This window comes from Arenibacter palladensis, from assembly GCF_900129275.1.
GTDB classification, from domain to species: domain Bacteria; phylum Bacteroidota; class Bacteroidia; order Flavobacteriales; family Flavobacteriaceae; genus Arenibacter; species Arenibacter palladensis.
In genome coordinates, this window is the sequence record NZ_FQUX01000001.1 from 394,600 (window position 1) to 420,341 (window position 25,742).

Annotated in this window: 23 protein-coding genes; 9 read left to right on the plus strand and 14 right to left on the minus strand. The window is 39.5% G+C overall.

Annotated features, from left to right (window positions below; all coding sequences use genetic code 11):
• Positions 1 to 428: 428 nt before the first annotated feature.
• Together BUA60_RS01485 and BUA60_RS01490 are read right to left on the minus strand one after the other, a co-directional pair.
• Complete coding sequence (locus tag BUA60_RS01485; RefSeq protein WP_072859976.1) at positions 429 to 4,430, minus strand: two-component regulator propeller domain-containing protein; 4,002 nt, start codon at positions 4,428 to 4,430, stop codon at positions 429 to 431.
• 498 nt (positions 4,431 to 4,928) lie between these two features.
• Positions 4,929 to 5,237: a hypothetical protein gene (locus tag BUA60_RS01490; RefSeq protein WP_072859977.1), complete on the minus strand. Its 309-nt coding sequence runs from the start codon at positions 5,235 to 5,237 to the stop codon at positions 4,929 to 4,931.
• A gap of 180 nt (positions 5,238 to 5,417) precedes the next feature.
• Between BUA60_RS01490 and BUA60_RS01495 the strand changes: the two genes are divergently transcribed.
• Together BUA60_RS01495 and BUA60_RS01500 are read left to right on the plus strand one after the other, a co-directional pair.
• The gene (locus BUA60_RS01495) at positions 5,418 to 6,152 is read left to right on the plus strand and encodes a LytR/AlgR family response regulator transcription factor (RefSeq protein ID WP_072859978.1); all 735 of its coding nucleotides are present in this window, start codon (positions 5,418 to 5,420) and stop codon (positions 6,150 to 6,152) included.
• 9 nt (positions 6,153 to 6,161) lie between these two features.
• Positions 6,162 to 8,141, plus strand: a complete 1,980-nt coding sequence (locus tag BUA60_RS01500; protein ID WP_072859979.1) for a tetratricopeptide repeat-containing sensor histidine kinase — start codon at positions 6,162 to 6,164, stop codon at positions 8,139 to 8,141.
• Here the strand turns inward: BUA60_RS01500 and BUA60_RS01505 are convergent.
• Positions 8,131 to 8,703: a DUF3109 family protein gene (locus BUA60_RS01505; RefSeq protein ID WP_072859980.1), complete on the minus strand. Its 573-nt coding sequence runs from the start codon at positions 8,701 to 8,703 to the stop codon at positions 8,131 to 8,133. The two genes, BUA60_RS01500 and BUA60_RS01505, sit on opposite strands and share 11 nt — an antisense overlap.
• A gap of 148 nt (positions 8,704 to 8,851) precedes the next feature.
• On the opposite strand from BUA60_RS01505, the gene BUA60_RS01510 reads away from it, so the two are divergent.
• Both BUA60_RS01510 and BUA60_RS01515 read left to right on the plus strand, forming a co-directional pair.
• Positions 8,852 to 9,430, plus strand: coding sequence for a MarC family protein (locus BUA60_RS01510; protein ID WP_072859981.1), 579 nt, complete (start codon positions 8,852 to 8,854; stop codon positions 9,428 to 9,430).
• A 20-nt stretch (positions 9,431 to 9,450) separates the two neighbouring features.
• The gene (locus tag BUA60_RS01515) at positions 9,451 to 9,654 is read left to right on the plus strand and encodes a hypothetical protein (protein ID WP_072859982.1); all 204 of its coding nucleotides are present in this window, start codon (positions 9,451 to 9,453) and stop codon (positions 9,652 to 9,654) included.
• On the opposite strand, the gene BUA60_RS01520 is transcribed toward BUA60_RS01515, so the two are convergent.
• From BUA60_RS01520 to BUA60_RS01535, 4 genes are all read right to left on the minus strand, one after another.
• Positions 9,651 to 11,276, minus strand: a complete 1,626-nt coding sequence (locus BUA60_RS01520) for a S41 family peptidase (protein ID WP_072859983.1) — start codon at positions 11,274 to 11,276, stop codon at positions 9,651 to 9,653. The genes BUA60_RS01515 and BUA60_RS01520 overlap by 4 nt on opposite strands.
• 15 nt (positions 11,277 to 11,291) lie before the next feature.
• Positions 11,292 to 11,726, minus strand: a complete 435-nt coding sequence (locus BUA60_RS01525) for a deoxycytidylate deaminase (RefSeq protein ID WP_031446277.1) — start codon at positions 11,724 to 11,726, stop codon at positions 11,292 to 11,294.
• A gap of 208 nt (positions 11,727 to 11,934) precedes the next feature.
• On the minus strand, positions 11,935 to 12,519 hold the full coding sequence (locus tag BUA60_RS01530) for a HupE/UreJ family protein (RefSeq protein ID WP_072859984.1): 585 nt from the start codon (positions 12,517 to 12,519) through the stop codon (positions 11,935 to 11,937).
• Between the two features lie 35 nt (positions 12,520 to 12,554).
• The gene (locus tag BUA60_RS01535) at positions 12,555 to 13,292 is read right to left on the minus strand and encodes a tellurite resistance TerB family protein (RefSeq protein WP_072859985.1); all 738 of its coding nucleotides are present in this window, start codon (positions 13,290 to 13,292) and stop codon (positions 12,555 to 12,557) included.
• Positions 13,293 to 13,429: 137 nt separating this feature from the next.
• Here BUA60_RS01535 and BUA60_RS01540 point away from each other — a divergent pair, with 137 nt between their 5' ends.
• From BUA60_RS01540 to BUA60_RS01550, 3 genes are all read left to right on the plus strand, one after another.
• The gene (locus BUA60_RS01540; RefSeq protein ID WP_072860805.1) at positions 13,430 to 13,840 is read left to right on the plus strand and encodes a BrxA/BrxB family bacilliredoxin; all 411 of its coding nucleotides are present in this window, start codon (positions 13,430 to 13,432) and stop codon (positions 13,838 to 13,840) included.
• An 81-nt stretch (positions 13,841 to 13,921) separates the two neighbouring features.
• Positions 13,922 to 14,659 carry a lysophospholipid acyltransferase family protein gene (locus BUA60_RS01545; RefSeq protein WP_072859986.1) on the plus strand — a complete coding sequence of 246 codons (738 nt, stop codon included), beginning with the start codon at positions 13,922 to 13,924 and terminating at the stop codon, positions 14,657 to 14,659.
• Positions 14,656 to 15,312 carry an HD domain-containing protein gene (locus BUA60_RS01550; protein WP_072859987.1) on the plus strand — a complete coding sequence of 219 codons (657 nt, stop codon included), beginning with the start codon at positions 14,656 to 14,658 and terminating at the stop codon, positions 15,310 to 15,312. Before BUA60_RS01545 ends, BUA60_RS01550 begins: the two co-directional genes overlap by 4 nt.
• Positions 15,313 to 15,422: 110 nt before the next feature.
• Here the strand turns inward: BUA60_RS01550 and BUA60_RS01555 are convergent, their stop codons facing one another.
• Positions 15,423 to 16,496 (minus strand): PA0069 family radical SAM protein, encoded by a 1,074-nt coding sequence (locus tag BUA60_RS01555; RefSeq protein ID WP_072859988.1) that lies wholly within the window; start codon positions 16,494 to 16,496, stop codon positions 15,423 to 15,425.
• A 172-nt stretch (positions 16,497 to 16,668) separates the two neighbouring features.
• Here BUA60_RS01555 and BUA60_RS01560 point away from each other — a divergent pair, with 172 nt between their 5' ends.
• Complete coding sequence (locus tag BUA60_RS01560; RefSeq protein ID WP_072859989.1) at positions 16,669 to 17,184, plus strand: hypothetical protein; 516 nt, start codon at positions 16,669 to 16,671, stop codon at positions 17,182 to 17,184.
• Positions 17,185 to 17,222: 38 nt separating this feature from the next.
• On the opposite strand, the gene BUA60_RS01565 is transcribed toward BUA60_RS01560, so the two are convergent.
• The 6 genes from BUA60_RS01565 to hemH form a co-directional block, all read right to left on the minus strand.
• Positions 17,223 to 18,788, minus strand: coding sequence for a hypothetical protein (locus BUA60_RS01565; protein ID WP_072859990.1), 1,566 nt, complete (start codon positions 18,786 to 18,788; stop codon positions 17,223 to 17,225).
• Positions 18,789 to 18,811: 23 nt separating this feature from the next.
• Positions 18,812 to 19,594, minus strand: a complete 783-nt coding sequence (locus BUA60_RS01570; protein WP_072859991.1) for an enoyl-CoA hydratase/isomerase family protein — start codon at positions 19,592 to 19,594, stop codon at positions 18,812 to 18,814.
• 75 nt (positions 19,595 to 19,669) lie between these two features.
• Positions 19,670 to 21,085, minus strand: coding sequence for a sensor histidine kinase (locus tag BUA60_RS01575; protein ID WP_072859992.1), 1,416 nt, complete (start codon positions 21,083 to 21,085; stop codon positions 19,670 to 19,672).
• A gap of 116 nt (positions 21,086 to 21,201) precedes the next feature.
• Positions 21,202 to 21,753, minus strand: coding sequence for a CopD family protein (locus BUA60_RS01580; protein WP_072859993.1), 552 nt, complete (start codon positions 21,751 to 21,753; stop codon positions 21,202 to 21,204).
• 95 nt (positions 21,754 to 21,848) lie between these two features.
• Positions 21,849 to 23,243 carry an MATE family efflux transporter gene (locus BUA60_RS01585; RefSeq protein ID WP_072859994.1) on the minus strand — a complete coding sequence of 465 codons (1,395 nt, stop codon included), beginning with the start codon at positions 23,241 to 23,243 and terminating at the stop codon, positions 21,849 to 21,851.
• A complete protein-coding gene (gene hemH / locus BUA60_RS01590; RefSeq protein ID WP_072859995.1) occupies positions 23,243 to 24,274 on the minus strand; it encodes a ferrochelatase in 1,032 nt (343 codons plus the stop codon). The genes BUA60_RS01585 and hemH overlap by 1 nt, the downstream gene beginning before the upstream one ends.
• 321 nt (positions 24,275 to 24,595) lie before the next feature.
• On the opposite strand from hemH, the gene BUA60_RS01595 reads away from it, so the two are divergent.
• A complete protein-coding gene (locus BUA60_RS01595; RefSeq protein WP_072860806.1) occupies positions 24,596 to 25,669 on the plus strand; it encodes a mechanosensitive ion channel family protein in 1,074 nt (357 codons plus the stop codon).
• Positions 25,670 to 25,742: the final 73 nt, after the last annotated feature.

A 25,742-nucleotide genomic window follows, 5' to 3' on the forward strand; every position in this document is an offset into this window, starting at 1 on the left:
TTTATGTGCTTCATTACCAAAAACCAACCTTTGGTTTATATGGAGATGTATCCCGAAATTGCCTTTTCCCTATTTCATTTTAGGTTTTAAATATTATAGAGACAATGCGGCCAAGATCATAAATACCGAGATTGCAATCATTGCTAAAAAAACTAAGCTTACTGCTTTGATGTTTGAAATTGTCATAATAGTGGAGTTTGAGTTAATATAGTATTTTGATACTTCGCACAAGGTTTTAACCAAATGGAAATAATAATGTTCACATAAATCCTAGCTATTTAGGATGCCAGCCTCTAAAACCTTGATTCCGGCATATTAGCTGGGAAATCATCTACATATCAAATATATCCGAGTTAATCCAAAAAGAATATCCAATATGTAACAAAGTGTGCAATAAATGTAACATTGGCATTCCGTTGCTATACTTCTTAGGTGTTCTGATATTCCGCAGGAGTCTTATTGTAGGTTTCCCTAAAACACTTAATAAAATAGGAAGGTGTATTAAATCCTACGGCATAAGCTATTTCACTGATCGAGGCATCGGAAGTCTTTAAAATATGAACGGCCTGTTTTAATCGTTGTGATCTAATAAAAGCAGTTGTAGATAGTCCGGTATAGGTCAATAGTTTCCTGTGAAGCTGCATACGGCTCATGGCCAATTTTTCACAAAAGGCCTCCGCATTAAAGTTGGGATCGGCCAGATGATCATCCAACACGCTTTGCAACTTATTTAAGAACATTTCATCCGTAGGGGTAATTGCTATATCCTTGGCCTCCAAAATTGACTCATGGCTATACCGGTTCCGCAACATTTTTCTGTTTCCAATAAGGTTATCCACCCGTGCTTGAAGAATTTTTAGTTTGAATGGCTTGGTAATAAAATCATCTGCCCCGGATTGTAGGCCTAGCAGCTCCTGCTCTTCGCCTACTCCAGCTGTCAGCAAAATAATAGGGATATGACTGGTTCGTTCATCGGTCTTTAATTTGTTACATAGTTCTATACCGTCACAAAGGGGCATTCGTACATCCGATATTATAATATCCGGAACCACTTCCAAAGCGGTATTGATTCCTTCCTCACCATTGATTGCCTCCATAATCCTGTACCTAGTTTTCCAAGCCGAATTTAGAAACTCCCGTATCTCCTTATGGTCCTCAACAATTAATAGAATAGGCAGGTCGTCTGACCCGTCCCCATGAACCGCATCCGGTATAGGCATTATATGGCCGCTGCAATCTGGATTTAAATTAGGCTCGCCCGCCTTCTTCACCAATTCCACAACTGCCAAATTTGTAAAATGGGATTTCCTTAAGGGCAAACTCACCGAAAAATGTATCAGTTTTGGCTCCTCCATTTCCACGGTTATGGTTCCTTGATACAAACTCACCAATTCCTTTACCACGGATAGCCCCACCCCTGCACCTTCCGAATACTCATCTTGTTGATAGAAACGGGTAAAAAGATTATCCAGATCCACCTCTGAATATTGTCCTACAGTATTTTTTACACTGATCCGCACTTTACCACCATCCCTTCTTGCTACAAACTGACACCTTCCTCCTTCACTTACATATTTAAAAGCATTGGAAAGAAGATTGATTATAATTTTTTCTAATGCATCTTCATCAAACCAAACAGGCCTCAACTCGTCTATTTCCACCACATAATCAATTCTCTTAATACTGGCCCTATACCTAAAAGAAGAGGTTAGCATTCCCAAAAAGAGGCCCATATCGCCCTTGGAAATTTTTAATTTCAATTTACCCTTTTCCAACTTTGCCAAATGTAACAGTTGATCCACCAAGGCAATTAAACGATTGATATTCCTCTTGATCATGGAAAAATTGGCAAAATCCATATCCGACAGCCCGCCTTGGGATAATTTCGCATCCACCGGTCCAGAAATTAAGGTAAGGGGAGTTCGAAATTCATGTGAAATATCCGTATATAACTTTGATTTAAAGCGGTTTAACTTTTTAAACCGTTCGGTCTCCTCCATTTTTAAACGAAGGTTCAATTGTAATTGCCATTGCCATTTTAAGTAACTGTAAACGCCGTAGGCCAATAATAAAAACAGGATTACATAAGAAAATTTGGCTATAGACGTCAAATACCACGGCGACATAATGGAAAAAGAAAATCCGACTGGATTTTCGTTCCAGACCCCGTCATAATTACTGGCCTTTACTTGAAATTCATATTCGCCGGGAGGTAAACGCGTATAACGTGCAAAGTTCTTTTGTCCGGCATACACCCAGTCACTATCAAAATTCACCAATCTATATTGGTATTGGTTTTTTTCCGGGAGCGAAAATTGAAGGCCGGAAAAGCTGAAGGATAACGTGTTCTGATTTGCTTTCAAAGCCAGCCCATCCGCAATTGGGAAGGCCGTATTATATACATCAAAACCAGTGATCGCAATTTTTGGCACTGTGGTATTTTCCTTTATTTTATTGGGTTTAAACCAATAGAAGCCGTCCAAACCACCAAAATAAAGATTGCCATCACCATCCTTAAAATACGCACCGGTATTAAATTCCGTTGCCAAGCCTTCGTAATTGTTGTAATTTACAATACTAGGCGCGGCTTCCAATTTAGCTGCAGGGGTAAATTTGGTTATACCTTTATTGGAGCTCAGCCATAGGGTTCCTTCATTATCCGGCAATATACCGTAAATCACATTATTGGCAAGACCGTCCCTTACACTGTACTCATAAAACAGGTTATTTTCTATGTCATACGCATTGAGTCCCGAACCATTGGTACCGATCCAGAGTATGTCATTGGGAGCATAATAAAGGCATTTTATCCTATTGCTTGACAAGGAGGTTCCATTGCTCACAAATTGATGGTTCGTAAATGTCTCCTCCTCAATATTGAACCTTGAAATTCCATGGCCTTCTGTGCCAATCCACAAATTTCCCTTACCATCCGAGGTAACGACCCTAACATTATTGCTGGGTATGCCATTTTGAAGATTCGGATCGTAAGCGTACCTTCTTACTTCACCCTTATCCTTATCAAATTGAATAAGGCCATCGTCTCGTGTGCCCAGCCAGATCCTTTTCTCTTCATCCTGATAAATAGACCAAATGGTATTTGCTGAAAGAGAACTATCACCGGTATCGGAAAAATGCACAAAGTTACCTTCGGTATCGCGCATATTTAGGCCACCGTCCTGGGTCCCTATCCATAAATTATCCTCTTTATCTATCATTAAACTCATGACGCGATCGGAAGAAATGGTATTTTCACTTTCGGTTCCCGTCTTAAAAGTCCTCCAACTATCGTCCTCTGGGATATACTGGGTTAGACCTTTGCCCGAAGTACCTATCCAAACCGAGTTCTTCCTATCTACCACAATAGACCTAACAACATCTATACTAATATTCTCCGGTGTCTGATAATCCGTAAAGGAATTAAATTTTTCCAAATACTGATCGTAATAGCTGATTCCCGCCCCATCCGTGCCAAACCATAGGGTTCCTGAATAATCTTCATAAATACTCAGGATATCATTATAGTGAAGTGCAGTGGGATTATGCTTTGCTGTACTAAAATGTGTAATGGATAGTTGTTCAAAATTAACAAGATATAGCCCCTGTCCATAGGTGGCGATCCATAGTCTTCCCAATGTATCCAAATGCAGGTCCGTTATGTTCAAATCCATTGGCAAGCTGTCTTTAAAGCCCAGATTTTCCACACGCCTAAACACTCTCTCCCCGGAATTCCTAAAATAAAGTCCGGCGCCAAAAGTACCTATCCATTCCCTGGACTGCTTATCCATAACAATATCACTGTAATTGCTAACTATAGGATTGCCAGTTGTTGTTTTGGCCTTTACTTTTTGCAAGCGTACCTCCTTGTAATCGTATTCCACAATTTCATTGTCCATGCACAATAATAGGACACCCTTTTCATTTTGGGTTATGTTATATATAGTACCCCCGGCAATGTTGGATGAAAATATTTGACTAACCCCTTCCTCTTCCACTTTTTTTACATAAAGTCCATTGGAGTAAGTGCCTATCCACAGATTATAATCCTCATCCATGAAAATGGAACTTGCATCGTTAATTCCTTGAAGTGGAACAAAAATATTGGATTGGTTATCCAGTTTATATGGGATTCGATCATTGGGAATGGCCCATACATGACCCTTTCTATCTACATAAACCTTCCCTAAATAACTATGTGTGGCCCTAGTAACATCTGTAAACGTAAAAGGATAAATGCTGAATGTACTGCCATCGTACTTGTTAAGGCCATCCTGAGTGGCTATCCACATAAACCCTATACTATCCTGGGCAATGGATACCGCACTGTTCTGCGAAAGTCCGTCATTAACCGAGAGCTGTCTAAATTTGATTTGATCTTGGGAATAAAGCAATTGTGCACAAATAAAATATATTGTGCCAACAAATATCATGAAGATATGATTTGTTGATTTTTTCTTGCCCACGGTTAGTTCTATCCTGATTGGTTACTTACAAGATAAGATATATCCGAGAAGAAATCAATGAAAATATTTTTTTAGGAATATAGACCACATAAGAACTACTGCCTGGGAGGCTAGGCCCATTACTAAAATTCATTTAGAGAAGAAAAAAATAACCGCCAAATTGGTGCGATCCAATAGATGCAATGAGTTTATGAATTACGAGAATCGGAAACACAAGTTTAGGTAGTTCCCCCGAAACCTAAATACTATGCGCATTCCAAAACCTACAAGTTGATTGCGTTTTTCAAATTTACATCGACATCCTTCGGATAGTTTTGCAACAATGACATGTTCGTATTTAAAAAAATCCTACAGGACCGCACTTTTTTTGGCAGTTAATTTTACTTATTAATAATTATGGTCATTGAATGCTCTTGTTTAATATTTACTATTTATGGACTACTACTGTATGTACATATTAAACCCTTAATAACTCCTGCCTGATACTGCCTTATTAGCAACAAGTGGGCTATTCTTATTTGTATCTACCTTATGTTCCACTAAATTGTTTTCATGGGAAGCTGTGCGCTCATTGTCCGTAAGAACAGCTACAACAAGGACTAAAACTAAAACGATAAAAAAGGCTATACATTTATTCATCACCTGGGTTTTGGTTCTATCAGATCCAATTTGTTTCCCTGTAAAGAAAACAATTGGTGAACCAAATGTATATGAAATGTAAGAGCCTACACTGCGTAATTGTGTAAATGGTAAAATTTCCTGTATAAATGACATAAGGAAAATTCTGTATTTATGTAATTCCTTCCCACAAAAACCATTTAATAAAGCGCACCTTTCCCAAAAGGCCCAATCTTAATCCAATAAGCGCCAACTATACTCAATTCAATTCCATTGACACAAAATATTAAAAGCTTAACGAACTATATTTCTAATTTTGAGTATCTTTCCTATACTATGTTAGAAGCAGTTTTAGTAGATGACGAAATTAAAGCCCTACAGAGTCTTTCTTGGGAGCTGACCAACTTTAGTGATGAGATTAAAGTGGTAGCCTCCTTTACGGATCCCTTTGAGGCTTTAAAATACTTGGAGCAATATCCGCCGGATTGTTTGTTCCTGGATATAGAAATGCCCACAATGGACGGATTTCAATTTATTCAGAAATTGCAGAACAAGGAATTCCCGGTAGTCATCACCACTGCCTACAACCAATATGCGATAAAAGCGCTGAAGAACGAAGCAATAGATTATCTTCTAAAACCGATAGATACGGATGATCTAAATGCCACCATCGCAAAAATAAAAAAGTTCAATAGCAAAAATTATACGGCGGAAAAGCTGGAGAAAATACTGTTGAAATTCAATTCCGATTCGCTTCAAAAAAAGATTACCATAAATACAGACGGGAAATTATTATTTTTACAAAGTGATGAAATTCTTTTTGCGGAATCCGATGGCAATTACAGCACCTTATTTTTAAGTGACGGACAAAAGATTTTGCTTACCAAAAAATTGAAGGAGGTAAATCAGATACTGCCCAAAGATACTTTTTTTAGAATTCACAATTCCTTTATCATCAACCTTAACAAAATAAAGGAATTTCTTAAAACAGATGGTTACGTAATTTTGCAATCCAACCATAAAATACCTGTTTCAAGACAGAAAAAGTCCGACTTTCTAGATTTAATATAATCTATCATTATGAAATTTCCCTCGTTGTTTTATTATTTCATTTGTCGACTTCCATACTTAAATAAAGGTAACTTCTTTTTTTTTTTAGTATTTACCACCCTATCCCTTAGCAAGGCCAATTCGCAAGTAGTTTCAGAAGAATTTAAAAGGATAACCGATAGTCTTATAAAAGCAAGGCCAGCCACTTATGAAGGACTGGATTCCGTACTGAATACCAAAAGAACGGATACCATTTACATGCGCTATTTCAACAAGGAGGCGACAATAAAGCAATACCCCATAGGGCAATCCTACGCACTTAACCAGCTTGGGAGAAAATATAGGGATATTTCCAATTACCCCAAGGCCGTTGAACTCCATGAAAAGGCCTTAGAGGCCGCTTTGGAAGCCAATAACTTGGAATTCCGGGTCTATAGTTTAAATATGTTGGGCGTAGTCTACAGAAGAAGTGATGCCATAAAAATTGCCTTGGATTACCACCAAGAAGCTTTGGAACTGGCCGAAACCGTCAACAATCCTTCCAAAGATCTTAAAAAAAGTATTAACGTTTCCCTGAACAGCATAGGGAATCTTTACTTAATCCTGAAGCAATACGACATTGCCATTGCTCAATTTAAAAAGGCAATGGCCTCTGCCAAGGAGCTTGGCAATAAGCTAGGCCTTGCCATTAATTATCAAAATATTGGGGAATGCCTTGAATATAAGGGTGAATTGGAAGAGGCGTTACACTACTACAGAACTTCTTTGGATTACAATAATGAAATTGACAGCGACAAGGGCCGGGTTATATGTAAGAATAGTATCGCCCAAATCTACATAAAGCAAAACAAACTAACACAGGCATTGGATATCCTTGAACCCAACTTGTTGGCTGCAGAAACCTTGGGGGACATGTCTATCATAGCTGCCATAAACATCAATATTGGCTGGGCGTTGATGGAGTTGAAACAGTATGCAGAATCCGAAAAATATCTGGTTACCGGATTGGAAATGTCCAAAAAACATCATTTGCCTAGTTATATTGCCCATGCGTATAATTATTTGTCCAAATTACACACTTATAAAGGCGATTACCAGAATGCTTTGGAGTACTACCAAATGGCGGAAGCATTTAACGAAGAAATCAATAGTGAGGTCAATCGCCGTTATATCAACGATTTGATCATAAAATATGAAACCGAAAAAAAAACCAATCAAATAGAAGCCTTGGCCAGGGAAAACGAATTCATGAACCTACGACTTCGCAAGAAAACAAATACCCTGATCATTGGGGCCTTGGGAATGGCCCTTTTAACTTTTATCCTTTACATACTTTATAGGCAAAAAGAGCTGAAAAATGAAAAACAGATCCTAACCCTGGAGCAAAGTATGTTGCGCAGCCAAATGAACCCTCATTTTTTGTTCAATTCCCTAAATTCCATTAAACTATATATCATTAATAATGAAAAGAAAAACGCGGTACACTACCTTAATAAATTTTCCAAGCTGGTCCGCAAAATTCTGGAAGCTTCCTCATTAAAGGAAATATCCCTGGCCGATGAACTGGAAACCATTGAGCTGTATATGAACATTGAAAATATTAGATTTTCACACGAGATAAATTTCACGGTACGGGTAGACGAACCCATTGATGAGCATACCGTTAAGATACCTTCGTTGATTCTACAGCCTTTTCTGGAAAATGCCCTCTGGCACGGACTTTCCTCTAAAGAGGGAGAAAAAAAGATCCATTTGCACGTTAGCCGGGAAAATGAAAAATTTATTCAAATAAGCATCACCGACAACGGCGTTGGCCGGGAGGCCTCAGAAAGGATAAAGGAAAGCAAGATCCTGAAGCGAAAGTCCATTGGCATCGATATTACCAAGGAAAGGTTGGCCAATTTCTCCAAAGACTTCGAAAATTCATTTCAGGTAGAAATAATAGACTTATATGATTCCAATAAAGTGGCCTTGGGCACCAAAGTGGTCCTACACATCCCTACCCATTAGTATGCTCTAAGGCAATTTGTTCCAATTCCGAATACCATTTTTTTCCAAACTTGCGAATCAAGGCCTCCTTTACAAATTTGTAAATAGGCACCTTAAGCTCGTTGCCCAAGGAACATGCAGGATCGCATATTTCCCATTTATGGTAGTTCACTGCGGTGAGTTCCGAATACTCCCGTACACGTATGGGGTACAAATGACAGGAAACAGGCTTTTTCCACTTGGTAGCGCCTTTATTATATGCCTCTTCCAGGCCGCATTTAGTAATTCCTTTGTCGTCAAAAATTACATATGCACATTCACTGCCATTCACCAAGGGTGTTTCCCATTCACCATCCTCACCTCGAATAAAGGCCCCTTGCTTTTCTATTTCAGCAATGCCTTCGGGCCGTAAAAAGGGTTTTACCTTGCTATAGATGTCTACCAAAATTTCCGTTTCCTTATCTTCAAGAGGAGCTCCGGCTTCCCCATCAACACAACAGGCCCCTTTACAGGCATTTAAATTACAAACGAAATCGTTCTCTATAATTTCCTCCGATACTATTGTTTTTCCCAGTTGGAACATACCATTTTATTAGGCGACAAATATAATTCTTTAAGGGATATAATTTCCTTTAAATAAATCCAAATACCCCTAATTAAACGTAAATTTGCCGCGTCTTAGCGCGGAAAGGCGAAACACGTATATTAGAAACTAGGATTATTTTTTTATTATGGAATTCAATTTTAATTTTCGGGAAATAGTTACTGCCAGTATGGTTCTTTTTGCAGTAATAGATATCATTGGGAGTGTTCCCATTATAATATCCCTAAGGAACAAGGTAGGACATATCCAATCTGGTAAGGCCTCTGTTGTTTCGGCCTGTATAATGGTAGCCTTCTTGTTTGTTGGAGAAGAAATCCTAAATTTAATAGGGATCGATGTTAACTCTTTTGCGGTTGCCGGATCTTTTGTAATCTTCTTTTTGGCCATAGAAATGATTTTGGGAATCACCCTTTACAGGGACGATCAACCCGAAAGTGCCTCTATAGTACCTATTGCTTTCCCTTTGATTGCCGGTGCCGGTACGGTAACTACCTTACTTTCTTTAAGGGCCGAGTACTACGTAGAGAATATCATTGTTGCCATTATAATAAATGTTATTTTTGTATACTTTGTCCTGAAATCCTCTAGGCGAATAGAGCATATTTTAGGCAAAAACGGACTCAATGTAATCCGGAAAATATTTGGTGTTATTCTTTTAGCCATCGCTGTGAAGCTATTTACTTCGAATATCAACCAGTTATTTTAAACTTTAAAGAAATTGATCTGATGAACAAAATTGTAATAATAGTACTCATTGTATTGGGATTGGGATTAATAGCCTATAACGTGACCTTGGTGGATTTTAAGGACCCTTTTCAGGGAAATAGCATAATAGCCCTTATAGGAATATTGGCCGCCCTATGTGCCATAGCACTTTTACTGATTTATAGTACTTCCAAGAAAATCCAGAAAAAAATTGAACAGGACTAGTTATTGGATTCAATTCTATCTGCCTCTTTTTGGCTTATAGTTGGTTTATCCAATTCCAGCACCTTCTTCAACATGTCGTCCCCGCCACTTTTTATTTTGGCGTAGACATTGGGGTCGAACAATTGTTCTGCGAGGGTAGCCTTAATATATAGTTTTATCTTATCCTCGAAAGCATAGAAGTCCAACTTAATATTTCTGGCCAGACAATAGTCTATAAAGACCTCAAAAAGGATATCATCTACCCTAAAGTTATTTATAAATTCTTCCTTGGAATACCCTTTGTACTGGGCCCTGTTGCCATCCAAATGCTCAAATACAAAATAGGACAGGAAGCCCAAACTTTCCATGCTCTCAAAATACTCCGATTCATTGGAACCAATGGGTACAAATACATCCGGGATAATACCTCCCCCGCCATAAACCACCTTGCCATTTGGGGTCTTAAACTTTAAAGAATCGGCCACTTTAATACTGTCCACAGAAATTAGTTCCCCACTATGGAAGCGATCGGTAAATTTCTGATAATAATCCTTGTTTCCCTTGTCGTACGATTTCTGAATGGAACGTCCGGTAGGCGTATAATATCTGGATACGGTCAAGCGCACGGCAGAGCCGTCCCCCAAATCCATTTCGCGCTGTACCAGGCCCTTTCCAAAAGACCTACGGCCAATAATAGTACCTATATCATTATCCTGTAAGGATCCTGCTATGATCTCGCTGGCGGAGGCGGAACGCTCGTTAATTAAAACGTACACGGGCTTATCCTCAAAATCGCCTTTTTTGGTGGCAAAAACCTTATCTATCTTGCCTTTTTTGTTTTTGGTGAACAAAATCAATTTTCCGTCTGCCAAAAACTCATCCGCCATTTGTTCGGCAATGCCCAGATACCCTCCGGGGTTATCCCTTAGATCCAGGGTTAGTTTTTTAGCCCCTTGGGCCTCCAATTTCCTTAAGGCCGACTTAAACTCTTTATAAGTTGATTCCGCAAAACGATTTACCTTGATATAACCCATATCCCTGGTAAGCATATAATAGGCCTCTACACTTTTTATCGGAACCACATCCCTTTTAATGTTTACGCTGAAAGTCCTATTGTCGTCCTTCCTATAAACCTGCAATCTTACTGGAGTACCCTTTTTGCCCTTTAGCTTTTCAACAACCAAGTTATTGGGGATGTTCTCTCCGTACAAAGTGTCATTGTCCGCCATTAATATCCTGTCACCAGCTTGAAGGCCCTTGAGAAAACTTGGTCCGTCTTCAATGGTTCTAATCACGGAAATGGTATCCTTGTACATATAGAAATTAACTCCTATGCCCACGAAATCGCCCTTCATATTCTCGGAGACCTTATCCATCTCCTGTTTGGGTATATATACCGAATGGGGATCCAATTTCTCTAAAATATTGTTTACAGTGACATCTACAATACTATCCGTATTGATTTCGTCTACGTACTCGTAGTCTATATAATCTATTAATCTGTTGAGTTTATCCTTTTTTGAATTGGTAGTAAAAAGCTTCTCTGGTGAATCATTAAAATTCAATTTTCCACCCACGAATATACCCGCGGCCAAAGCCAGGGCAATTACTGTGGGCCATATGTAGGAATTTTTTCTTTTCATGATTCAAAATAGCAATTACACGTTCACAATAATGGGAAGGTGAACGAGCTGCACTCCGGCCTTTTCAAGAAATTGCAAGCCAGAGTTATCCTTATATGCTGTCTGATATACTACACGTTTTATGCCAGACTGGTGTATTAATTTACTACATTCCTTGCACGGAGACAATGTTATGTACAATGTGGCTCCTTCACAGGACTGCGTAGAAGAGGCTACCTTGGATATGGCATTGGCTTCGGCATGAAGCACATACCATTTGGTATATCCTTCTTCGTCCTCGCAAATATTTTCAAATCCGGTCGGAGTTCCATTGTATCCATCGGAAATAATCATCCTATCCTTTACAATTATGGCACCTACTTGTTTGCGCTTGCAAAACGAAAGTTTGCCCCATTCACTGGCCATTCGCAAATACGCCTTGTCGTACTTTTCCTGTTTACGTTCCTTCATCCGTTGATATTTCCCATTAATCCATGAGCCGAAGTCCCTTTTAAATGTCCCTGGACCCCTTAGCGCCAACCCTATTGTTTGCTTTTACAAAGGTACGGGAACTTTTTATTGAAAATATTAGCCAATTGGGAATAAATAACTTTTCCTTACTAAGATAGCTGCTACCCGCAACCCAAACAATGCCTAAAGGTTAAGATTTAGCCAAACCTTACCAAGGAAACGTTGCAAACAACATAGGTATTGTAATAAACAGTATAATAATCGACATTGCCTGTGTAAAAAGGGGCTGTTTTACCGCAAATAAAGATCTAACGATATAATTGGCGCACAATACCGCCAGTAGGATCAATATTTGGGAAAATTCTATCCCGGCAGCAAAACCCAGTAAGGGAGAAATTTTTTCCTCTTCCCCGGCCATTAGCATTTTAAAATAATTGGAAAATCCAAAGCCATGAACGAGACCAAAAAATCCTGTTGCTACGCTATAAAGGACCATATTCCTGTGCTCTGCCGATTTTTTGGCATGGAATAGATTGTGTATGGCCGTAAAGAAGATAGTAATGGGAATAAGAAACTCTATCAACCCAACATCAACCAACAATACATCATAGACCGACAGGGCAAGGGAGGCGCAATGAGTAATTGTAAAAATAGTGGCAAGCACCAATATTTTTTTCCAGTTTGCAAAGGTAAACGGAACCGCCAGGGCTGCCAAGAATAAAATATGGTCATAAGCATCCAAATCCAAAACATGCTCCAATCCCATCTGAATGTAAAACCAAAAATTCCCCATTGTCCAGATTAAAATTTAGATTATTAATACGTGTCCTAAAGACCTCTTTCCTGTTGAATTATCTCATAAGCTTTTTGAACTTCCTTAAATTTTTCTTCGGCCCCTTTCTTAATAGCTTCATTTTCGGTATTTACCCTATCCGGATGATACTTTTTGGCCATGGTCCTATAGGCCTTTTTAACTTCTTCGTCCGTTACCGATTTATCAATTTCCAATATTTTGTAGGCATTATCGGCCGATTTGATAAACATGGCCTTAATACTTTCAAAATCTATGTTGCTTACCCTAAAATATCGTGCTATTTCGGATATTTTATCGATTTCAGCTGGACGCAGGGTACCATCCGCCTGGGCTATGCCAAACAAAAAATGCAATAGCTGAAGCCTTACTTCGTACCTTGTGCGCTGATTTAGATAGTTGCATATACGTTCTGCAGAGACCTCCCTTTTCTTAACAACCTCATTAAAGGTCCTAAAGATGGCATTGGCCTTATCCTTACCATAGGTGCTTACAAAATATCGGCGTACATAATCCATCTCGGTCTGGCTAACGGAACCGTCCGCCTTTATTACAATGGAACATAGGGAAAGTAAATTAATCTCGAAATCGGCGGGAGACACATGCTGCTGTGTAATATCCCTAAACACTGAGCGCCCTCCCCCACTGCCAGAACTTTTTAAATTATCGAAAAAGCTACCAATAATAAATCCCAGGATAGCCCCGGGAAATCTAAAGACATAATACCCCAAAATTGCGGCAAACCATTTAATCATCTTTATTTCAAATTTTGGCAAAGATATAATTTTAAGGTACAATAGAAGCTCTAATGAAAAGTTAAGGTATTTAGTGAGGATGTTCTAAAATGGTTATCTTTGAAAACTTTATCAATAATCGAATAAAAATATATACTATGTATCCTGCAGAATTAGTAAAACCTATGAGACAAGACCTAGCAGTAGCTGGTTTTGAAGAACTATATACGGCCGATGAGGTTAAAAGTGCCCTAAGTAAAGAAGGAACTACCCTGGTAGTGGTCAATTCGGTTTGCGGATGTGCTGCGGCCAATGCAAGACCTGCTGCCAAAATGAGCCTTCAGAATCCAAAAAAACCAAACCATTTGGTTACTGTTTTTGCTGGTGTAGACACTGAGGCCGTGAATGCCGCAAGGAATGCGATGATTCCTTTTCCTCCATCTTCACCAAGTATGGCCCTGTTCAAGGACGGGGAATTGGTACATATGATAGAACGCCATCATATTGAAGGTAGACCCGCAGAAGTAATTGCAGAGAATTTAATGGAAGCTTACAACGAATTTTGTTAATGTGGCCTTACCCCATTAATATTCAATAAATATTCTTGAATGAAACCGCTTTGTAAAAGAGCGGTTTTTTATTTTTGTAACATGCAAAAAGTATTGGCATTTCCATTGTCTGCCCTTTACCTCATATTATTTGGGCTAACATTGCTTCTGTTTCATCCCATTCAATGGGTCTGCTTCAATTGGTTCGGCTATAATGCGCACAGAAAAAGTGTGGCCCTATTGAACCTCTGCCTCCTGCGCTGTACCCATGTTCTTGGCACCCGATATACCTTTATCAACCCACATAATATACCAACAGATAGACCGGCCATAATTGTGCTCAACCATCAAAGCATGCACGATATTCCCCCCATTATTTGGTACATGCGAAAACATCACCCCAAATTTGTGAGTAAGATGGAATTGGGCAAAGGAATACCCAGCGTATCCTATAACCTAAGGCATGGCGGTTCGGTACTCATCAATAGAAAGGACAGTAGGCAGTCCTTAACCGAAATAGCAAAACTGGGCGGTTATATTGAGAAATACAAGCGTTCCGCAGTCATATTCCCGGAAGGCACCAGAAGCAAGAACGGACAACCGAAAAAATTCCACACTACAGGATTAAAGGTTCTTTTAAAAAAGGCGCCCTCTGCCCTAATTATACCAATTAGTATCAACAACTCCTGGAAAATGCTGAAATATGGCAAATTTCCGTATGGAATTGGCAATCACATAAGCTTTGAGGTGCACAAGCCATTTGAAAACAAAGGCGATGTGGAAGTGCTCATAGAAAAAATTGAAAAAACCATAACCAAGGCCATAATTACATCTACATGACCAATACCCAAATCATTGAAGAAACCATTGCCTTTGTTAAAGAAACACTGAAGGGCGCCGAAGGAGGACACGATTGGTTCCATATCCAACGTGTTTTTAAGAATACCCTTCTTATAGCGAAAGATGAAAAGGTAGATGTACTGGTGGTTAGTCTAGGTGCATTACTACACGATATTGCAGATGCAAAATTTAATGGAGGGGATGAAACTGTAGGCCCCCGTATGGCGAAGGATTTTTTGATTTCTTTGGGGATAGACAAAAAGGCCATAGAACATGTGGTAAAAATAATTGAAAATATCTCCTTTAAGTCCAGTTTGGATTCTAAAAAGTCATTTGAGTCCAAAGAATTGCAGGTAGTACAGGATGCCGATCGATTGGATGCCATTGGGGCCATTGGAATTGCCCGTGCCTTTAACTACGGTGGGTATAAGAATAGGGAAATATATAACCCTGAAATTGCCCCCAACCTACAAATGACCAAGGAGGAGTACAAAAAATCCCAAGCTCCTTCCATAAATCATTTTTATGAAAAATTACTGCTCCTAAAAGACAAGATGAATACTGAGTCTGGAAAGAAACTCGCAGAAAAAAGGCACCAATTCATGATGGACTATTTGGAGCAATTCTATAAGGAATGGAACGGTAACGCCTGATAATCAATTCAAATACCTTTTGGTATAATTATAGCCTCCTACTTATTTTACATCGGTCTACAAACAAGCTTATGACCCATACCAGCTCCAAGGTTAACTAGGACCATATGTTAAAATAACTTCAACTGACCTCCCTTATGCGCTTCATAAAGCTCTGTGCTAAGTTTTGGAAATACTTTATCCTTAAAATATTTTTGTCGCGCCAAATGGGCCAAATCCTTAATCTGCTGTGCAATTTTACCTTCACCTCTGTTGCGAATACCAAAGCGACTATCGTTCATGGAGCCACCATGGCAGTCTGCAATCTGTTGCAATACCTTATTGGCCCTATCGGGTAAGGTCTTTCTTATCCAATCCTCAAATATCCGACCTATGGCACCATTGAGCCTAACCACTGTAAACCCAAAGGAAAGAGCACCTGCATCGGATACGGCTTTGGCCAAATTAAGAATTTCATGACTGTTGATACCCGGTATAATCGGCGCCAACATTGCATTTACGGGAATATGATTTTCGGACAAATGGCGAATGGTCTCCAAACGCCTTTTAATAGTAGCGGTCCTAGGCTCCAGGATGCGCCGGGTTTCTTCGGACAAGGAGGTTACGGAAATATTTACCCCTATCAAATTATCGGCCGCCAATTGAGTAAGGATATCCAGATCCCTTAATACCAGTGCATTTTTGGTAATTATACCTACAGGATGACGGTACTTTAGAAAAATTTCCAAACAAGCCCTGGTAATCTTAAATTGATGTTCTGCAGGTTGGTAACAGTCGGTATTCCCTGAGAGTACAATGGTAGCAGCCTTCCAACTTCGGCTTTTCAACTTAGCTTCCAATAAGGCCGGGCCGTCCTTTTTGACCAAAATCTTGCGTTCAAAATCGAGTCCAGCACTATAACCCCAATATTCGTGGGTATTTCTAGCATAACAATAAATACATCCATGTTCGCAACCCTGATAAGGATTGAGGGAATAATTCATGCCCACATCGGGACTATCTACTTTGTTTACAATCGTCTTTGGAAAGATGGGAAGGTACTGGGTCTTATTGCGATCCGATATTTCCCCTTCAATACGGCAGAATTCCAAAAAATCGTCCCTTAATTCATTGGAGAATTGGGCAAACCTATTGTCAGTATTTTTTTGGGCTCCACGACCCTTGATATATTCATTTGGTTTCACAATATTTGGACTTTATCCAAATTTATGGAATTTATCCAATAACTAATCCAAAAAAAACAATAATTTATACACTTCGAAATGGAATTTAATCCTGCAAGAAATTCTTAATATTAATCGCTTTTTATATGCAAATTATAATAATAGCTATATTGTTGTAATATATTTTGTACAGATGAACTTTAGATCAACCAGATTTATAATATTATTATTTATTTCCACAGCTTATGGTTTATATGCACAACAAGAAAAGGATGGGGATAATGATATTAATTTTACCATAGAAGAGGCACAAGCTATTATTGACAAATACAACTTATTGGAAGGCAGCATTATATTACACCCAAGGGATTCCATAAATCCGTCGTTGATGGACACAAATCCTGAATTGGCCAAAAGCCTTTCCCAACCACCTTTAATACCCATGACCAAAGCCGAATTTGAAAAGTCGGTCGCAGAAATGGCCGCTTACCAGCAATCGCAAGAAGGACAGATAGCAAAAAAGATTGGTGATTTTTACAGAAAACTCGGAGCCACCAAACCTACCGGTGAACAACTGGATAGTTTATACTTGGGCATAGATAAGGAATACGGAACAGACTATTGGCAACAAATTAGAGGCCCCTTGCCGCCTGGCGCAAAGCGTTACTCCAGTTTTGGCAATAAACCAATGACCCCGAAAGAACCATAGCATTTACTAATCGGGAGGACAACCCTGATCTTAAGGTGTTATGGAGTGTTAATTTCCACTTTTACCAATTGCTTTTTAGATCCCCTTTTGGCATAATAAAGCATATTACTGTTTTCCTTGTCTATTAGCGGCATGGAAACCATTAACGGAAGGCGTGCTTCATGATCGTCTATTACCTTTTCATAACTTATCTTGCCTTCCTTGTCTAATTGGATCATAAATACGTTTCTGTTGCGACTAAGACCCTGTTTAAAAACCAATCTTTCACCACTTAACAATTGTGGGTTTTCTGCAGCCGTGCTGATAAGATAATAGGTGTTATCGCCACTGGCGCAAGAACTATAAGAGGCATATGCCCCGTCTCCCTGGGTTACCTCCGACTTATTAATATTTCTTGCCCATACAATATCTCCTTCCGGATTTAACTTGGCACTAACAATATCGTTGTAATGAAACCTTTCTATTTTTACCCTGGAACCGGTTGGGTCCTGCTGCACACTGGAGGTAACAAAATATTCCTCCGCATTAAAAAGAATGGAATTATCCTTGGTAACACTGACATTCTTGAAGACCAGATTTTTAATTTCCGTGTCGTCTTCCCTGCCAAACTTATCCTCCATAAACTGTTGGGAAAAGGCATTATACTTTTTGGTTTTGATGCCTAGGGAGTTTCTATCCAGTTCAAAATAGGCCAAGCCATTATATCTATTGTCCTTTCTGTCCGCATAAAATCCAACGCAGATCAATTTATCGTTTACAATGATGGGTTTTAAGGCTTCTGAAAATTTACCAGGGTCATCAAAAGTCTGTGTAATGGCCCCGTTCTTGGCAACCTTCAATAATTCATATTGAAATTTGCGTTCCGTAGCCGCGAAACGCTTCTTTTTATAATAGGCCTTACCAACCAGATAGACTTGGTTTAAATCTTTTGAAGTAACCATGTTTTCAAAGGCATAGTTCTTTTCTTCTATTTCTGCGGAAAAATCATATTCTATAAGTTTGTTCAAGCTACTGTTGAATAGATATACAAAGTGTTTTTCCTCTTTCCCTTTTTTATAGTGGGTACTGATAGCGATTGCGGTTTTATCCTCATTGAGAAAAGCCGTAGTAGTAAAACCTGATGAAAAATTCCTTCTATAGTAATTATGGTCCAGAGGATCGTTTACTGGCTGAGAGGGTATGGAAAGAATGGTCTCCTGGGTAAAATTAAAATTGTCCAATGGACTTCTATGCACCACGTAATCATAGGCACCCTTGCCAAGATTATAATCCAAGAACAGGATATTAAGCTGTCCGTTCTTTACAAAGGCATTTACAAAGTCGAGGCCCTTTAGCTTGTAATTATACTCTCCTACCAGTTCCAAATCCTTATTGTAATGCTCAATATAATAACCTTTGGGCTTCAGGATTATACCGGTGTAATAGGAACGCACCAAAATAGAGCCCCCCATTCCGTCATCCGAAATTTCCAACAAATTGGAATATTTATACCTATCATTATATTTTTCTCCAAAGCTATATTTTACAGGCAATTGCTGGGCCTGGGTAAGGAAAAAAAAGCATAAAAAGAAACACGGCAATACAAGGTTTTTCCCAATATTCATAACAAACTATTTAGGGTATCTTTCTAAGCACCCGGAAAATTGGCCCTTCTTTTTTCCAAAAAAGCAGTGGTTCCCTCCTTAAAATCTGAAGTGCCAAAACAACTGCCAAAAGCCTCTATTTCCGTTTCATACCCGTTAATACTATTGTTAAAACCAGCATTTATGGCTTTTATTGCATAACTAATGGCTACAGGTGAATTATTCGATATCTTACCTGCAAATTTCTGACAAAGGTCCATAAGATGTTCCTGCTCCACCACATAGTTGACCAAACCGAACTCCAATGCTTTGGCTGCATCTATCATGCTAGCTGTTAAGATCATTTCCATGGCCCTACCCCTGCCTATAAGCTGTGGTAGTCTCTGTGTTCCCCCATAACCTGGTATAACCCCTAGGGAAACTTCGGGAAGGCCCATTCTGGCATTATGACTGGCCACCCTAAAATGACAGGCCATGGCCAATTCCAATCCACCTCCCAAAGCAAATCCGTTGACCGCCGCAATGACCGGCGTGGATAGGTTTTCTATAAAATTGAACAATCGTTTTTGGCCCTTGGCGGCTAATTTGGCGCCCTCTTTTTCGGAAAAATTGGCGAACTCGGAAATATCGGCCCCTGCCACGAACGCCTTCTCCCCGCTTCCGGTTAAAATAATCACCTTCACCTTTTTATCCTTCCCCAAATCCTTAAACGCATAGTGCAGTTCTTCTATGGTTGCTTTATTAAGTGCATTTAACTTAGTAGGCCTATTAATAGTAATGATGGCCACCTCTTTGTCTGTAGTAATAAGTAAATTTTCGTATTTCATTGCTTTAAAATTAATTTTCCTCTAAAATTCCTAAAATATTGAATATACATTACTTGCCTCTAGCAACCTAAATTTTTACGCCCCGTTGGCAATGGGAAAACGCACCGTAAATACGGTGCCCTTACCAGGTTCAGAAGTAAAGTTGATGGTTCCCTTGTAAGTTTCCACAATATTTTTGACCATCCCAAGTCCAAGTCCCATACCGCTGGTCTTGGTGGTGAACTTGGGTTCGAATACCTTTTCCTTTGATTCCATTGAGATTCCCATACCATTATCCTCCACAGTCATTTTTACAAAATCCCCATCTTTGGAGACTGTTACCAAAACCTTGGGAGAATCTACATTTACAATGGCTTGCGTGGCATTTTTAACCAGGTTGGTAACTACCCTTATCAATTGCGTACGATCTAATTTGGCTATTATTTCCTCTTCCTCGGAGAAAAAATGAATATAGTTCTCATCAAAAATATCCACGGCCATTTTTACGATCTTTACCACATTTAAAGTCTCGTTTTGCTGGGCAGGCATATTGGCAAAATTGGAAAACGCAGAAGCGATACTGCTCATAGTATCGATCTGCTGAATCAATGTTTTTGAAAACTCAGAAACCCTTTTTGCAATATCCGGATCATTAGGGTTGAACTTTCGTTCAAAATTCTGCACGCTTAAACGCATAGGGGTAAGCGGATTCTTAATTTCATGAGCCACCTGTTTTGCCATTTCACGCCATGCTTGCTCCCGTTCCCCTTTGGCCAATTTTGCCGCACTTATTTCCAGTTCATCGATCATTTCGTTATAGGAGGTAATCAATTTCCCAATTTCCTCGCTGGGATTCTCTACTATAATCTTTTCATTTCTTTTGGTAAGATCTGTCTGATTTAACCTTTCGGAAATGGTCTGCAAGGATCTAGTGATATATTTGGAAATAAAATAGGCAAGACCAATGGCCAAGAGCATCAACAACAAATAAGCTCCTGTAAGCCTTAACAGTATCTCCCTTAACTCCTTATCATTAAATGAATTATCTTCAAAATAGGGCAGGTTTAATATTCCCACATTCTTGAACCTTTTATCGCTTATGTAGGTATAGGACGCCTGATAGTTATAGCCTGCTGCCGATTTTTGTTCCACATATCTCTTGTTGGGCGAGGAAGCCAAATTGTTCAATACCTCCGCATCCAAACATGTGGAAATGGAATCCACTTCAAATTTAGGCCTGGAGCTTTTAATTAACTGGCCTTGCAGGTCATAAATATTAAAGTTAATATTCTGAACTAGGGCTATCTCATAAATCTCATCACGAAAAATATGGCCCAAGTTCTCTGTTGTTACCGGATAAGTAGTCTTTTGAAGCGCCAGATCTATACTCTGTTTAATCTGCTCCTCCTTACGCTCCATACGTTCGGCATGGTAATCCCTATTTTGCTCGCTATATTGGTAAATGGTAACCGACGCAATCAAAACAAATGCAATTACCACCCAAAAAATCATGGAGATAAAAATTCGGGAACGCAAGGAAATGTTTCTCAACAATTGAAATCTATTTTAAATCATAAAGGTAACAATTATCACGCCAAAAAGGATATCCATATAAGGTCAAGTAGTACTTAAGCCTCCGGATTTTTTTCACGGATACGCTTATAGAGCCTTATACCCAACATTAATAGAACTCCCAGCACAATAATACCGACAACGCCAAAAATCCAATTGAAGGTGCCCTTTAAAATCACCAAAAAAACCACGGCAAAAAGAATTAAGGTCGCCCCTTCGTTCCAAATACGCATAAATTTGGAAGTGTATTTCACTTCATCGCGCTGCAACTGTTTGAATATCTGATGATTTTTTAAGTGATAGGCTATCAGCAATAGCACAAAGGCAAGTTTTATATGCATCCAAGGTTGTTGCAACCAGGCTGGATACAAAAACAATAACCATATGGCAAAGAAGGTAGCTAAAACGGCGGAAGGCCAAGTTATGATAAACCACAATCTCTTGGTCATCAATTTCAATTGATGGCTCAGAATCTCCCGCTCCGGTGACGGTTTTTGGTTGGCTTCGATATGGTAGATAAACAATCGAGGTATATAGAACAAGCCCGCAAACCAAGTAACAACAAAAATGAGGTGCAAGGCTTTTATATAGTTGTAATAATCGGTCATAAAAGTTCTATTGTTGCGTAAAGATAGTAGACGGATTTCTGAAAAACTAATATAAGTATCGGGACTACATAATTTTCCAAAATTAGTTTATCAAGTCAAAGCCTATCCTTGGCTGTGACTAAGGTCGACCTCACCTCTTTCCTTAAAAAATAGCCCGTAACCAGCGTGGCCAGGACATCTGCAATGGGAAAAGAGATCCAAACCCCTAGTTCTCCCAGATAATTTGGCAAAATTAAAATGAGCGGTATAAAAAAGAAGCCTTGTCTGCTCAAGGTCAGCAATAGAGCCGGTACTGCCTTACCTATGGCCTGGAAATAGGCGGCTCCTATCAATTGAACGGCAATGATAGGTGTCGCGGCAAAGACCCAACGCATGGCCGAGGGGGTATGTTCCAAAACATACGAATTCATGGCCAGTTCCGAGGCCGACATATCTGGTTGGTTGCTCAAAAACAGAGCGGCGATCTCTGCAGGAAAAATCATGAGTCCCACAAACACTATAAATGCCAAGCCTGCGGCATAGAGGATGGCGGTATTGATCGATTCTCGTACCCTTTGGTATTTTCTGGCCCCATAATTGAATCCCGCAATGGGCAGGAAACCTTGGGTTACCCCAAAAACAGGGAAGAGGGCAAACATAAGCATCCGAGCAATAATGGCATAGACCGCTATCATAGCCTCCCCTCCCAAACCGAAAAGGATATTGTTCATCAACAAATAAATTAAACTAATTACGGCCTGCCTGGACAAGGTAACGAATCCCAAAGCCCCAATCTCCTTTAAGATTGGACGATCCAATCCAAAATGTGACCAATTCAATTTTAGTTCCGAATTTTTGGAAAGAAAAAAATACAGGATGTACGCAAAACAAAGAACATACCCAATGGTGGTTGCCCAAGCCGCCCCTTCCATTCCCCAGTCAAAGACATAAATGAAGATATAATCCATCAAAAGATTTCCTACCGAAGGAATTATCATGGCGTTCATGGCAAATCTTGGCTTGCCCTCAGCTCTAATAACCGTATTTCCCATCATACATAGGGCCAGAAACGGCACCCCGTACAGAACAATGGTATAATATATCTTTGCAGGCCCAAAAATATCCCCTTTGCCACCAAAGGCCGGGATAAGGCTATTTACATAATACAGCCCCAATATCACCATGACAATGGTGACCAGAAGTGTTAAGCTAATTTGGTTTCCAAAAGTCTTTAAGGCCTTTTCCTTGTTGTTTTCACCCAGGGCACGGGAAATAATGCTAGAACCCCCAATACCAATGGCCATACCTAGGGCCGCTATAAAAAAGGAAACCGGCAGTACTACATTGATCGCCGCTATGGCTATGGAACCTATCCAGTTGCCGACGAAAATAGAATCCACCAGAACGTTCAGTGACATTACTAAAATACCAATAGAGGCGGGAACTGCCTGTTTAACCAACAATTTCCCTATAGGTTCACGGCCCAACTGTTCTGAGGAAACCTTGGCCATTACACTGGTAGTGTTTCCTTAGTCTGCCAATCCCCGATCCATTTCACCATTAAATTCACCCATGCCTCGTTATCGTTGAGACAGGGAATATGCTTGTAATCCTCACCACCTGCTTCCTGAAACTGGTGTTTCCCTTCCATGGCGATCTCTTCCAAGGTTTCCAGACAATCTGCAACAAAGGCCGGCGTAATTACTGCCAAACGCTTTATACCCTCTTTTCCAAAACGCTCAAATTCAAAGTCGGTATACGGTTTTAACCAAGGGTCGTTGGGCAATCTGGACTGAAAGGAAAGGCTTACCTTATCATTGGAAAGACCCAGTTTCTCCTTTACTTTTTCTGTCATTTCGTAACACTGATGGCGATAACAGGTATGATGTGCCACCGAATTGGTCTTACAGCAACTTGCATCTATCTTACAATGAAATTTTGTGGGGTCGGACTTTCTAATATGTCTTTCAGGAATACCATGATAGGAAAATAAGATATGATCGTATTCAAACCCTTTTAACCCTGCCGCAATACTTTCTGAAAGTACCTCAATATAATCCCTGTTATTATAGAACGCGGGTAGTGTTGTTATTTTTATCTTAGGAAAAAATTCATCCTTGACCTCCATGGTCTTTACCACAACGGTTTCATAGGAAGACATGGCGTAATGCGGATATAATGGCACCAATAGTACCTCGTCCACCCCTTTTTCGGATAACTCTGACAGGGCATTCTTTATCGTCATACTCCCATAACGCATCCCCAAGGCTACCGGAATTTCACTTTGCTTCTTTACCTTATCGGCAAACCGCTCAGAGATTACAATTAAGGGGGACCCCTCTTCCCACCATATCTTTTTGTAGGCCTCGGCCGATTTTTTAGGCCGGGTTTGCAGAATAATCCCGCGTACTATTATATTCCTTAACCATTTGGGAACATCAATAACTCTTTCGTCCATTAAAAATTCATCCAAATAAGGTTTAACATCCTTAGGTGTGGGACTATCCGGGGAACCTAAGTTAACCAACAAAACTCCTTTCATTCTTCCTTTTTTTATCAATTTACCTGTGCAACAAAAATAACACTTGCAGACCAACTATAATTTAAATCCATTAAATAGTTTATCTATACCTCCATAGACAGCACCAATTTAATGGTATGGACACAGCATATCTATTTTAATACCATTAAGTATTTTTAAGATGCCGGGGCCTGGTTTATTTAATAATCGGTCCCCTCCAGGCATATAATATGCAGCTTTAGAAGTTTTTGAAGGTTAATAAAGACAATATACCTGCCCGAAATTTTTATATTGAATGGATTTTACTAAGTTATGGTCATTATTAACCTAAGCAGGACCTTTATGGAGCAAATATTTGAAAACATAGACAACCAGACCCTCCTATACGCTACAGGCACTTTTGTCCTTTTGACCATTCTATATATCAGCACTTATTTTATCCTGCGCAAATTGGGGAGTAACCCAAAATACCTAGTCCCCAAGGATGCCATGAAAAGGGTGAGTAAACCACTTTTTATACTATTCCTGTCCTTTTTATTACGCTCAAAATCGCTTCACACTTTATTATACCTGAACGATTATAGTTTTGTAATTAAAAAATCCAGTACCCTGCTGATCATATTTTCAATAACCTGGTTGATTTTAGTAGCTTTAAAGGTTTCCAAAAATTTGATTATCAATAACTATGATGTAGGAACTTCAGATAATTTAAAAGCTCGAAAAATTTATACCCAATTTAATATTCTTGAACGAATTTTTATTGTAGTGGTCATAGTATTGGCCTTAGGAGCAGCCTTGATGAGTTTTGAAAGTATCCGGGAAATTGGGGTAAGTCTTTTTGCCTCTGCAGGGGTAGCGGGTATAATCATTGGTTTCTCCGCACAAAAGCTCATTGGAAGTATTCTGGCCGGCATACAGATAGCCTTTACCCAACCCATAAAGTTTGATGACGTGGTGATTGTTGAAGGTGAGTGGGGACGCATTGAGGAGATTACACTGACTTATGTAGTGATTAAAATTTGGGACAAAAGGAGACTTATAGTTCCAACCACCTATTTTATAGAAAAACCGTTTCAGAATTGGACCAAAACATCCGCAGATTTAATGGGAACCGTTTTTATACATACAGATTATCGTGTTCCCTTCGATAAGCTTAGGGAGGAACTCACCAGGATATTGTCGTCCACAGATCTATGGGATGGAAAAGTGAATGTGCTTCAAGTAACGGATGCCAAAGCCCAAAGTGTAGAAATTAGGGCACTAATGAGTGCCGTTGACTCACCCACGGCCTGGGATTTAAGAGTTTTGGTACGGGAAAAACTGATTGGTTTTTTACAAGAAAATTACCCGGAAAGCCTGCCTCATACACGTTTGTACCTTAAAGACGGACTTACAACCAAAACTTTCCAAAAATAGACGGCTACGCATTAAGTGTGGCATGAAACATGGTGCGTTAATACAAATAAAACGTTAATTATGCCTTAAGCTT